This is a genomic window from Streptomyces sp. NPDC007095 (assembly GCF_040634475.1).
GTDB lineage: Bacteria > Actinomycetota > Actinomycetes > Streptomycetales > Streptomycetaceae > Streptomyces.
Map to the genome: position 1 here is coordinate 1 of NZ_JBEYFS010000295.1, position 12,097 is coordinate 12,097.

At 70.5% G+C, this 12,097-nt stretch carries 8 protein-coding genes; 3 read left to right on the forward strand and 5 right to left on the reverse strand.

Annotation, left to right across the window (positions count from 1 at the left end; translation table 11 throughout):
* The first annotated feature begins 114 nt into the window (after positions 1-114).
* Positions 115-264, forward strand: a complete 150-nt coding sequence (locus ABZ656_RS51645; RefSeq protein WP_360278825.1) for a hypothetical protein — start codon at positions 115-117, stop codon at positions 262-264.
* Between the two features lie 7 nt (positions 265-271).
* Here the strand turns inward: ABZ656_RS51645 and ABZ656_RS51650 are convergent, their stop codons facing one another.
* Together ABZ656_RS51650 and ABZ656_RS51655 are read right to left on the reverse strand one after the other, a co-directional pair.
* On the reverse strand, positions 272-3,037 hold the full coding sequence (locus ABZ656_RS51650) for an exo-beta-D-glucosaminidase (protein ID WP_360278828.1): 2,766 nt from the start codon (positions 3,035-3,037) through the stop codon (positions 272-274).
* Positions 3,038-3,219: 182 nt separating this feature from the next.
* Positions 3,220-4,401, reverse strand: a complete 1,182-nt coding sequence (locus ABZ656_RS51655; protein WP_360278843.1) for an ROK family transcriptional regulator — start codon at positions 4,399-4,401, stop codon at positions 3,220-3,222.
* 133 nt (positions 4,402-4,534) lie between these two features.
* On the opposite strand from ABZ656_RS51655, the gene ABZ656_RS51660 reads away from it, so the two are divergent.
* Positions 4,535-5,989, forward strand: coding sequence for an APC family permease (locus ABZ656_RS51660; RefSeq protein WP_101407204.1), 1,455 nt, complete (start codon positions 4,535-4,537; stop codon positions 5,987-5,989).
* Between the two features lie 175 nt (positions 5,990-6,164).
* Here ABZ656_RS51660 and ABZ656_RS51665 read toward each other — a convergent pair whose 3' ends face one another.
* The 3 genes from ABZ656_RS51665 to ABZ656_RS51675 form a co-directional block, all read right to left on the reverse strand.
* Positions 6,165-7,379 (reverse strand): aminoglycoside phosphotransferase family protein, encoded by a 1,215-nt coding sequence (locus tag ABZ656_RS51665; protein WP_360278831.1) that lies wholly within the window; start codon positions 7,377-7,379, stop codon positions 6,165-6,167.
* A gap of 247 nt (positions 7,380-7,626) precedes the next feature.
* Positions 7,627-8,433: a hypothetical protein gene (locus tag ABZ656_RS51670; protein ID WP_360278834.1), complete on the reverse strand. Its 807-nt coding sequence runs from the start codon at positions 8,431-8,433 to the stop codon at positions 7,627-7,629.
* A gap of 29 nt (positions 8,434-8,462) precedes the next feature.
* Complete coding sequence (locus ABZ656_RS51675) at positions 8,463-10,256, reverse strand: hypothetical protein (protein ID WP_360278837.1); 1,794 nt, start codon at positions 10,254-10,256, stop codon at positions 8,463-8,465.
* A gap of 5 nt (positions 10,257-10,261) precedes the next feature.
* On the opposite strand from ABZ656_RS51675, the gene ABZ656_RS51680 reads away from it, so the two are divergent.
* Positions 10,262-12,016, forward strand: coding sequence for a helix-turn-helix transcriptional regulator (locus ABZ656_RS51680; protein ID WP_360278840.1), 1,755 nt, complete (start codon positions 10,262-10,264; stop codon positions 12,014-12,016).
* Positions 12,017-12,097 lie beyond the last annotated feature (81 nt).

The following is a 12,097-nucleotide window of genomic DNA, read 5'->3' on the forward strand; positions in this document are numbered from 1 at the left end:
CATGATGATCAACGGCGGCCTGTACCCCTACGTAACGGATATCCGCAGGGATCGGCGCATCTCCCGGGCCTACTTCGACGGAAGGCAGCGCCGTTGCAGGCGGTCTCGCCGCCCGTGAGGTACCAGCAGCCGGTCGTGGTGGCGTCGATGCAGCCGCTCCAGCGGTTCGTCACCGGTGCCGCGTCCGGTACCCGCACCAGCGTGGAGCAGGTGTCGCCGGGGTGCGCGCTCACGTTCGGATGGATCTCGAACCTGATGTTCTGAGTAACTGTCACCCTCCGTGTCGGGCGGATCGGGTGGATCGGGTGCCGGCCGCCGGGACGGTCGTCTCTGGCGTGTTCCATCCCGAGACCCGTACTCGGGGCGCCGAACCGTGCAGATCGGCCGTCCGGTAGGTGGCGGTGAGCGTCGCCGACTCGCCGGGCCACAGGCTGACCTGGTTGTCGGACCACTGAACGGGCAGGACGGGCTTCCCGGCCGAGTCCACGAGGTGCACGTCGGTCAGCAGCGACGGCGTCCGCCCCGTTCCGGTGTTCCGCAGCGTGACCGTCGTCGTAGAAGCGCCGTCCACGCCGGCCGAGGTCGAAGCCGTCGCCGAAACCGGCACCTGTGCCATGGAGCTGAGCCCCTTGAGGTCCGCGTAGCTCGTCGTCGGCGTGTAGTACCAGTCGGTCTTGGCCCAGTCGAGGGTGTCGGACCTGGTGGACAGCCAGTAGACGTTGCGGCTGACCTCCTGGCCCTCGGCGTCGGTGAGGACGAGGCGTGCCAGGTAGGTCGTCGACAGGCCGCTCACGGAGGACGGCACGGTGAGGGGAGTGCTGTGGGCGCCGTCCCCGGCCACGTCCACCCCGGTCGCCGCCCTGTCGTACTTCTGCGTGCCGTCGGTGTTGAAGAGCGTGACCCGGGCCGTGAGTCCCGACGCGGAGGCGTGCCGGTTGTTCACGACGACGATCGAACGGGTGTCGTAGGAGTACTGGATGTGCAGCGGCTCGTTCGCCTTCCTGGCCCCGAAGTAGGCACCGCCCTGGTCGAGATAGCGGTCCATCAACTGCCAGTGCAGCGAGGTCCATCCGCTGTTGAACATCCAGTAGACGACCCCGGTCGCGGGCTTGGCGGAGTCGGTGGCGTTGCGTCCGTACGCCTCGTACTGCGCGCGTACGTTCTCGTACTGGGCGAGCTGTGCCTTGCGTACGTAGTCGGTCAGGCCGCTCGGCGCTCCGTACCGTCCCGCGAGCGCGTCGTCGTACAGCTTGAGCGTGCCGAAGGTCGATGACGGTGAGCGGTGGTACTGCTTGGTGGCCGGGCTCTTCCACAGGGTGTCCAGCTCGGCGGGGGACATCATGCGGCGCAGGGTGTCGAGGGTGGGGATGTCGGGGCCCGCGCTGGTCTCGGAGTTGAAGCCGGTGGCGCCGCCCTCGCGCTTGGCGTACCAATAGTTCGGCGGGATCCAGTCGTAGGGCCCGGTCATCTTCATGCCCGAACTGCCGCTGATCGGCGAGGACTTGTCGGAGGCGGCGGCGACGACGGGGTTCGGCCAGTCGGCGGCGTCCAGCGCGTCGAGGTAGTTCTTCTCGATCGTCGCGTCCGGTGCGAAGTCGCTGCCGATGAGGAAGGAGATGACGCTCGGGTGGTCGCGCAGCCGGGCGGCCTCGGCGGCCATCGACGCCTTGGCGACGGGATAGTCGGCCGCGGTCCATTTCTCGCCGGCCTCGCTGCCGTTGACGTTCCCCTCCCACTTGTCGCAGCACTCCCAGCCGGGCAGCGTGAGGATGCCGTACCGGTCGGCGAGGTCGAAGAACTCGTCCGGCTCGATGTGGCCTTCGAGGCGGATGGTGTTGAGGCCGAGGTCGAGCGCGTACTTCAGCCGGTCCTCGGTATACGTCCGGTCCCAGCGCAGGAACTCGTCCGGGGACCAGCCGCCGCCCTTGATGAGCAGTCTGCGGCCATTGACGCTGTACTGCCGGGCGCCGTCGGAGTTGAGGGGCGCCTTCACCTCGCGGATGCCGAAGTTCTCGTGCGCGGTGTCCGAGGCGGTGCCGCCGACGGAAGCCGTCAGGTCGAGGCCGTACAGCGGCTGTCCGCCCATGCCCGCGGGCCACCACACCTTCGGTGCGCTCAGATGCAGGCCGGGGGTGTCGGTGGGGGAGAAGATGACGGTCTTCGTCTCGTGTGCGGCGAGGGAAACGGTCTTGCTGAAGGAGGCGTCCGAGCCGATACTGCCGGACACCGTCGCCGTGACGGCAGCGCTCGTCTCGTTGCGGGCCTGTGCCTTGACCGTCAGGTCCGCGGAGGCGAGCGAGGGGACGGCGAGCTCGGTGACGACGTGCGCGTCGCGCAGTGCGACCGGACCGCCCCGGCGGACGAGAACGTCACGCACGATGCCCATGTTCTGGTCGGGCGGAGGCTGGAGCCAGTCCAACCAGCCCATGGTCAGGTTCTTGGTGGGCTCGTTGGGCCGGATGCGGAAGGCGACCGTGTTCGTGCCCGATCGCACCAGCGAGGTGATGTCGAGTTCGTGCCGTGTGTAGGCGCCCGCGACATCGGCGGCGGTGGCGACCTGTTTGCCGTTGACGTAGACGTCCGCCGCCGAGATCACCCCGCTGAAGTCCAGGTAGCTGCGCTCGGTGGTGTCGGTGACCGTGAAGTCCGAGCGGTACCACCAGGGGACCTGGAAGTCGGCCTTCGGGATCTTCCGCTGGTTGGTCGAGTAGAACGGGTCGGCGTACTTCCCGTCCGCGAGCAGCGCCGCGAGGACGGTGGAGCGGGAACCCGCGGGGTACCAGCCGCGCGCCGGATAGCCCGGGCTCGAGACGTCGGACGCCGCGTCCGTGACCTTGGCCGTCGACTGGATCGCGTACCCGGACAGCGCGGTGGTGCTGCCCGCGATGGCGGGCACCGGGGTGACCGGCGAGCGTGCGGCCGTGCCGGGCCCGGCGCTCCGGGACTCGCCCCAGGCGCTGGTCGAGAGGGTGCACAGGAGGCCCAGGGCGACGGCGGCCGTGGCGGAACGCCGTCTTGGGGCAGGGCGATGGAACACGGTGGTCTCCTTGGGGGTGGGGAGCATCCGCGCTACGAGACTGCATGTCGGCACTGCGAGGCATGAGCGAGGCAGGGGCAAGAAGGCGCGAGCCAGGCCCGCAAGTTAGGAAACTTTACTAACTGGCGCACAAGCTAGGCGGCCGAGCAATCGGTGTCAATCACCCAAGGCGAGTGCCCCGCTCAGGACGCCGAGCGTCGCTCGAACACCACGTCCCGCGCGGTCCCGAGGGCCGTCGCCACCGCGCCCAGCAGAACCGCGTCCTCGCCCAGCCGACTCGGCACGATCTTCGGACGCAGGGGTGTGAGCGTACGCAGGGTCTCGCGCACGGGCCGCAGCAGCAGGTCGACGCTGTGGCCCACGCCGCCGCCGAGCACGACCAGATCGGGATCGAGCACCGCGGCGGCCGCGGCCACCGTATAGGCGATCCGCTCACCCTCCAGCCGTACCGCCCGCACCGCGGCGGGGTCTCCTTCGCGCGCCGCGTCGAACACGGCCTTGGCCGTGAGCTGGCCGGTCATACCGAACTGCCGCGCGGCCTCGACGACGGCCTCCCCCGACACCGCGTCCTCCAGCGTCTCCGGCTTCTGCCGACCCGGCCACGGCAGGAACCCGATCTCCCCGGCCCCGCCGCGGGCCCCCGTGAACAGCCGCCCCTCGCTCACCACCCCCATGCCGAGACCGGTGCCGATCAGGATGTACGTGAACAGCCGGCTGCCCGCGCCGACGCCGTACGTGTACTCGCCGAGCGCCGCGAGGTTCGCGTCGTTGTGCACCTCCAGCGGGATGCCCAACTCCTCGCGCATCCGGTCGAACAGGCCCGCGCGGCCCCACCCGGGCAGATGCATCGCGTACCGCACCCGGCGCCGTTCCTCGTCGTACACGCCCGGCGTGCCCACCACCGCGTGCGCCACCTCGTGCGCTCCCACGCCTGAGTTGGCGACGACCTGGCGGGCGGTGGAAACAACGAGGTCGGCCATGGCGCCCGAACTGCGCGCCCGATTGCGCACGTCGGCGCGGGCGACCACACCGCCGTCCAGATCGGCGACCGCCACCCTCAGCCAGCTGCGCCCGATGTCGATGCCGAGCGCGTACCCGGCCGCGGGATCCGGGGCGTAGAGCACCGCCACCCGGCCGCGCTCGGGTGCGTGCGTGCCCGCCTCACGCACCAGCCCCGCCTCCTCCAGCGCCGCGAGCGCGCTGGAGACCGTCGGCTTCGACAGCCCCGTCTCCCGCGCGAGCTGAGCCCGCGAGGCGGCGCCGCCCGTGCGCAGCCGGTCGAGCAGCAGCCGCTCATTGGTGCTGCGCAGCCGCTGCCGGTTCCAGGGCTGTTCGGGCTGCGCTATGGCGTCGCTGGCGGGCATCGCTCCATTCTCACGCATGCCTGACACCCTCTTGACGCATCTAGTAAGTCTCCTTAACTTTATCGCCCAGTCAGCCTCGCCGGGCGAGCCAAAGGGGAGCCCACCTCCCCGCGTCCCGATATCAGGAGACCCCATGTCCGGTAGCCCGCCACCCACCGGCGGTTTCGTCCGCCGCGTCGGCCTGTTCCAGGCCACCGCCATCAACATGAGCCAGATGTGCGGCATCGGCCCGTTCGTCACGATCCCGTTGATGGTCGCCGCGTTCGGCGGCCCGCAGGCGATCATCGGCTTCGTCGCGGGCGCGATCCTGGCCCTCGCGGACGGCCTGATCTGGGCCGAACTGGGCGCGTCCATGCCTGGCTCCGGCGGCAGTTACGTGTATCTCCGCCAGGCCTTCCAGTACCGCACCGGACGCCTCATGCCGTTCCTGTTCGTCTGGACGGCCATGCTCTTCATCCCTCTGATCATGTCCACCGGCGTGGTCGGCTTCGTCCAGTACCTCGGCTACCTGGCCCCCGGAATGGGAAAGACGACGGGCGACCTCATCGGCCTGGCCGTCGTCGCCCTCGTGGTGCTGCTTCTGTGGCGCGGAATCGAACACATCGCCCGCATCACGGCGGTCATGTGGGCGGTCATGATCACCTCGGTCCTCCTGGTGATCATCGCCGCGGCCACCGACTTCAGCCCCCATCTGGCCTTCACCTACCCGGCGCACGCCTTCGAACTGACCAGCAGCCACTTCTGGATCGGCTTCGCCGCGGGCCTGACCATCGGCATCTACGACTACCTCGGCTACAACACCACCGCGTACATGGGCGCCGAGATCAAGGATCCGGGCCGCACCCTGCCCCGCTCCATCGTCTTCTCCATCCTCGGCATCATGGCGATCTACCTCCTCCTCCAGATCGGCACGCTCGGTGTCATCGACTGGAACCGCATGACCGATCCGACGGACATCGCCTCCACCTCCGTAGCCTCGGCCGTCCTCGAAAAGACCTGGGGCAAGGGAGCCGCCGACACGGTCACGGTCCTCATCCTCATCACCGCGTTCGCCTCGGTCTTCACCGGACTCCTCGGCGGCTCGCGCGTCCCCTACGACGCCGCCCGCGACCGCGTCTTCTTCCGCCCGTACGCCAAGCTGCACCCCAAGCACCGCTTCCCGATGCTGGGCCTGGCGACCATGGGCGTCATCACGGCGATCGGCTTCCTCATCGGCCGCCACACCGACCTGGCCACCCTGATCCAACTCCTCACCACCGTCATGGTGATCGTCCAGGCCCTGGCCCAGATCGCCGCCCTCTCCGTCCTGCGCAAGCGCCAGCCCACCCTCCACCGCCCCTACAAGATGTGGCTGTACCCGATCCCCAGCCTCCTCGCCCTCGTCGGCTGGCTCACGATCTACGGCTACGCCGACAAGAACTCCCCGGGCCGCCACCCCATCGAATGGTCCCTGGCCTGGGTGGCCCTGGGCTGCGTCGCCTTCGTCGTCTGGGCGAACCTGGAAAAGGTGTGGCCCTTCGGCCCGAAGGAGATCAAGGAGGAGTACCTGACCACCTCGACCCCGGACCCGGAACCCGCCGGAGCCTGAACAGCCCACTGCCGGCACCCGCCGACGCACGGAAGGGGCCGTGGCGGTACGTCGCAAGCCCGTCGCTTACGTCCGGATCTGGAAACGGCTCCCTACAGGGCAGCGCCTGATCCGGCGGCGACGGGCTCGACGTACGGCCACGGCTCCGACGCACCCACGGCCGCGCCGGCGCCAGTCACCCCCCGACTTCCGCGCAGCGCAACGCCGCCCGGACCTCGTCCACCGGATCCCCCCGGTGGTAAGGCCGCTCAGAGGGTTCGATGCCGTCCAGGAACTCCTGATAGCGGACGGCGTACGTGAGATGGGCCAATGGCCCGGCGAGATCGAGCGCCCGAGCCGGGTCACTGCCGGGCACCCGCGATTTCCAGGCCTCCACCCAGTCCCGGGCGGCCGCCGCGCGGCCCGACTCGGGAAGGAATCCCTGGACGCGCAGCCCGTCGAGCACGGGATTGCCCCAATAGGCATCGGCGAAGTCCACCACGACAGGAGCCCCACCGTCGCTTCGCCAGTTCCCGGGGTGGAAGTCACCGTGCACCAGCGTGTCGGGCAGCCCGCACTCCGACAGAAGCTCCCACCGCCCGGCCAACTCCCGAGCTCCCCGCACCTCCCGCTCGGTCAACTCCTCAGCGAGGGGCCCGTCAAGCAGATCACGAACCGCCACCTCAAGAACCGACGCACGCCAGTCCCGCACCCCCGCCACCACGCCGCTCCCGCCCGCACCCCCGGAGGCGACCGCGGCCTGCGCGCCGACGAACCGCTCCAACGCCGCACCGACCGTCTCCGGCGTGGCCCCCCAGCAGTCCTCACCGGGAATGTGCTCCATCAGGACGCGCCGCTCACCCACGCCGAGGAGCGGGGGAACGAGCCCCGGATCGACCCCCGCGAACGCGGCGATCACGGCGGACTCGTCCGCCGCGAAGTGCGGTGTCGCCTTGAGCCAGACCGGACCGCGCGCGGTGGGCAGACGAAAGAGCCCGGACAGATTCCAGGTACGCCGCTGCACGACCGGACCGCTCACCGGCCGCCCCGCCGAAGCCAGCTCCCCGGCCGCCCAGTCGAGCAGCTCACGCAGCCCCTCCGCCCGGGCCCACGGCGACCTGAGCGCCTCCGCACAGTCCAACACCACCGTGTCGACGGGTCGTTGATCCAGCAGACCGTTCGCCGGACGCTCCAACGCCTCGACGTGATATGTCACATGGCCGTCCCGCCCGCGGGCACCCCCCTCCACGTCCAGCAGCCGCAGTACCAGCACGGGCACCCCGAGCAGTCCCTCCAACCACCCGACGACCGGCCCCACTTCGGACCACCAGGGGACATCCACGGCGAACGGCCCCGCGCTCCCGAGGAACTCGTCACCCGAGGTCACCCACGCACTCACAGTTCTTGTCACCGCGCGAGTGTGAACGACCGGATGCGCTCCCGGCCAGCGATTATCGGCGGCCGGGACGCGCGCTTCGGAAGGGGAGCGGAGCCGATGCGGCGACTCCGCTCCCCTTCCCCCGGGTCCCCCAACCCGGTTCCCCCGCGGGCCCTGTGGCCTTCCGGGCCGGAGCGCCCCCCCGCGCGCCCCGGACCGAAATCCTTCTGTCCGACCCCGCCCCGAGGGCCGGACAGCACATCGAACCGGACTCCCGAAGTCAGCCCTCGGCCTCGGTGTAGACGAAGGTCTCCAGCAGCCGGCGGTCCGCCGCCCGGTATCCCGGACACACCACGAAGGCGACGGGTCGCCCGGCCTCGCACGAGGGCCAGAGGGCGTGTTCCTCCGGATCCGCCGGGGTGCCGGGTTCCACCGCGAAGTCGAAGTGGCTGGCATGACCACTGACGGTCATGGCCCGGAACAGATGGGCGGCCTCCGTGCCGACCCGCTCCAACAGCCTCTGGTGGCGCGCGTCGAGCCCCACCACCCCGGCGTCGGTGGCGATGCGGGCCAGTTCGGCGAGGTCGGGTTCGCCGAGCCCACCCTGCTCGTCGGGGCCGAACAGCACCACACACAGCCGGCTGATCAACTGCGCCTGGCGCCGTACGGCGTCACGTGGCCGCTCCGCCGTCAGCCGCGGCTGGATCAGGTCGGGCATCCGCTGTGTGTACAACGCCCGCAGCCGCTGGGCGAGTTCGTAGTGGACGAGAAAGTCCTCACGGGTGAGATCGGCCCGTTCCGCCACCTGGGTGACCCGCACCAGGTCCAGTACCTCGCTCTGTTCGTCGAGCACGCGGCGGGTGTCCGCGACGGCCGTCTCCAGCGTCCGGACCCGTTCCTCCGCGCGTTCTTGGCGCATCCTCAACTCGATCAGCCGGTCACCCAGCGGGTCGAGCGCGGCCAGCGCGGCCCGCTGGTCGTCCGCGGCGGCCTCCAGCTTCCGGATCCGCGACTCCAGGGTGTCCAAGCCGTCCAGCCTGACGCTCACTTCCTGCGGCCGTTTGCCCTTGTCGCGGTTGAACAGCACGTCTCCTCCTTCGGGGCGGTAGGCCATGGCTATACGCGGTCGAAGTCGACGGAGACCTGTCGGGTCTCCCCGGTGGCGGGGTCGAACACCTCGACCCGCAGTTCGGCGGCGCCGAAGTAGAACAGCAGCATGATCGGACGCTCGCGCAGCGGTCTGCCGAGGGTGCCGGACAGGTCGACGGTCAGCCGGCCGATCTCCTCGCACCCGTCCTCGTCGACGTACCGGGGATCGGCCTTCGCGGAGCGGTACAGGCGTACGTCGAGCTCGTCCTGGTCCTCGCGGACCGGCACGATCCGGAAGGGGTGGGCGTCGTTCACCCGCACGCTGTCCATGCGCCGGACCGCGACACCGAAACGGCCGACGCACAGGAGGTCGCCCTCGTCGTCGCGGTACATGCGCATCGTGGAGTCGACCCCCTCCTCGAAGGGCTTGGCCGTCTCGAAGCCGTAGGTGTATTTGGCCTGCCGGGAGACGAACACCTCCGGCCGGTAGGCGAAGTGGACGGCGCCCTCCAGGACCGCGAGGGCCGGGTCCGGCGGGACGAGGATGCGGTGCCGCTCGCCGAAGCGGGCCCGCATCCGCTCGCACAGCCACGGGGAGCGGGCGAATCCGCCGACCAGGACCAGGGTCTCCGGCTCCGCGCCCGAGCCGCTGGTCCGGCCGATGGCCGCGAGCTGCTCCGCGACCTTGTCCAGGATGCCGTCCACCCTCTCGTCGAGCAGCCCCTTCACCTCCTCGGGAGGCAGCACGATCTGCCGCGGCAGGCCCGCGGCGTCGCGTGTCAGCCGCGCACGCACCGGCTCGTCCAGGAGGTCCCACACGGTGACCGGAACCTCGATCCGCACCGGGTCCAGCACATGGACGACCGCATCCGCTTCCCGGTCCAGTTCCACCGTCGCCTTGGCCCGCTCCCACTGTCCGGACAGCTCGAGCAGCTCGCCGGGGTGGTCCCGTTCGATCCGCTTCAAGGCCGCCGGACCGAAGCGGTCACCGAGCGTCTTGTCCAGGAAGGCCTGGTTGACGTATTCCGAACCCAGCCACCCACCGGTGGCGAGGCCGATCTCGCGCAGCGCGATGGACGGACCGGCGTCGCCGTGCGACTCGTACGCCGTGATGTCGACCGTGCCGCCGCCGCAGTCGACCACCACGGACCGGAAACCGTCGAGGTGCAGGGGAAGCCGGGCCCGCCGGTGCGGATCCGAGGCGGCGTCGGGCATCCGCAGATGGCAGTACAGGGCCGCCGCCTCCGGCTCGATGGCCAGCAGCAGCCGCTCCGGATCGCCGGGGAACCCCGCGTCCACGGCCAGTCCCCGCAGCACCGCCTTGTCCTCGTCGTCCCAGATCGCGGGGACGGTGATGCACCAGCGGACCTCTCGTTCCGTGTACGTCATCCTCTTGATCTCCGCGGTCGCAAGTTCGCGGATCTCCCTGAGGTAGGCGGTGACCAGGTCCCGTATCAGACCGCGGTCGGTGCGGTCGACGAAGCCGCCGGTGATCGGCAGGTCCGCCATCGAACCGCCGCTCTTCAGCGCCGTCTTGAAGGCGTAGGCGTAGCCGAGCCCTTCGGACTCCCCCTTCGTCAGGGCCTCGACCCACCGAGCACGCGCCTCGTGGCCCCAGGCGACCGTGTCCCCGCCGTCCGTCACCAGGATCGCGGTCAGGTTCTTCGGACTGTCCAGCTGCCGGCCCGGGAACCGGGTGAAGAACTGCACCCGCCTGGTCAGCGGATCGTCGTTGAGCGGCGTTCGCACCGTCCAGGCGAAGCCGGTGCCGTGCGTGCCGAAGTCGACGGCCGCCACCACCTTGGCTTCGTCCGATCCCATGACCAGTGCTCCTGTCTGCCGGTGCTCGCACCCTTGCTCGCTGTAGGCTCGCTCACAGACAGAGTGGTGGGTTTCCGCGGCAACGTGGAGCGGTCGGCTGTTGCCAACGCTTTCTGGCAACACAGGGCGGGGAGCGGGCCGTTGGGAGGATCGCGATCGAAGAGAACGCGTTCGGCGCAGAGTTGCGCCGACGTCGGACGGCGGCCGGCAAGTCACTGAGCGAGCTGGCCGAAGAGGTGCACTGCAGCCGCAGCTTTCTGAGCAGGATCGAGACGGGCCAGCGACGTGTCACGCACGAGCTCGCGCAGCTGTGCGACGAGCGGCTGGAAGCGAAGGGCTCGCTGCTCGCCCTGGTTCCCCATCCGTCCACCGAGCGGATCTCGAAGACGATCGGCCCGGGCCCGGGGGAGCGGGCGGCCAAACTGGTGAAGTCCGGTGCGGGCAGGGGTGGTTCGGCCGCCGCTCGGCAACGGGACGAGTTCGACCGGCTGCTGCGGCGCGGCGACCTCAGCCACACCGCCGGGGACATGCGCGAGGCGGACCGGCTCTACCGGGCGGCGCACGCGAGCGCCGAGGGAGATCCCCCGGCCCGGGCGGAGGCCGTCATCAGGATGGCCCGCCGCTGGTCGGACCCCGGGCAGGTCGACCACGAACTGCTCCAGCTGATCAGGGAGAGCCTGGCCGCGCTGGGCGACGACGGGAGCGTCGAGGCCGCCGGACTGCGCCTCAGGCTCAACGCGCACCTGGCGAAGAAGCTGTCCATGGCGGTCAGCCAGGACACCGCCGCCGGCCAGGCGGGCCCGGAGCAGGGCGCACGGCTGGCGCGCAGCACGCTGCGCAGGCTGTCCTTGGACGGCAAGGACGACGAGGTGGCCTGCGAGGTGCTCACCGAATGCCGGTGGGGACTGTACGACTTCATGTCCACCGCGGAGTCCCTGACGCTCTCCGAACGCCTGCGGGACGCCGCGGCCCGGCACGGCTCGGCCTACTTCCGCGGCGAGGCGCTCATGGCCGTCGCCCTCGACCAGTTACGGGCCGGCAAGGTGTACAGCGCGCTGGCCACGGCCAACCAGTACCGCAAGCACGCCGCGGACACCCGCGGTGTGCTGACCACTTGGCAGCAGCACACCCTGGACGCCCTGCTCGACCTGTGGCACGGCCGGTTCGACAAGGCCGCGGGCTGGATCTTCGGCGACGCGCTGGCGTTCGTCGAGCGATTACCCGCCGATCTGGCCGTCCCCGCGGACAACCTGCACCAGACCCGTCTCGGCCAGGCCTACTGGCTGCTGCGCGAACAGGGACGGATGGCTGACCTGTTCGCCTCCGGTCTGGCCGACACCGTCGAACGGCACGGCTACTTCCCCGTCTGGCGGGCCGGGCTCGCGCTCGCGCTGTGCGAGACGGGTCAGTACGCCGAAGGGGCGGACCGTCTCGTGGGATTCGCCCACGACACCGAGGACTTCAGCCGGTTCCCGCCGTCCGGATGGGCGGTGCCCACGCTGGTGCTGCTCGCCGAGGTGTGCGCCGCGCTCGACGCCCGGGGCGGATTCGAGGCCGAGCTGCGCCAGGTCCTGCCGGTACTGCGTGAGCGGCTCGCCGCCCACGACGGCGAGCAGATCGCCCTCGCGGGCTGGCCCACCGTGCTGATCGGGCCGACCGCCCGGGCCCGCGGACTGCTGGCCCTGGCCGCCGGAGAGCCGGACACCGCCCTCGCCCACTTCCGCACCGCGACCGAACCGGTCCGCTCCGAAAGTGAGTAACAGTCCCGAGCGGGCAGGGGTACCCGCGCGGGTGGTCGTGTGTACGCGCGTTCGGGTGCGGAAACGCCTGATCCCGCAGGC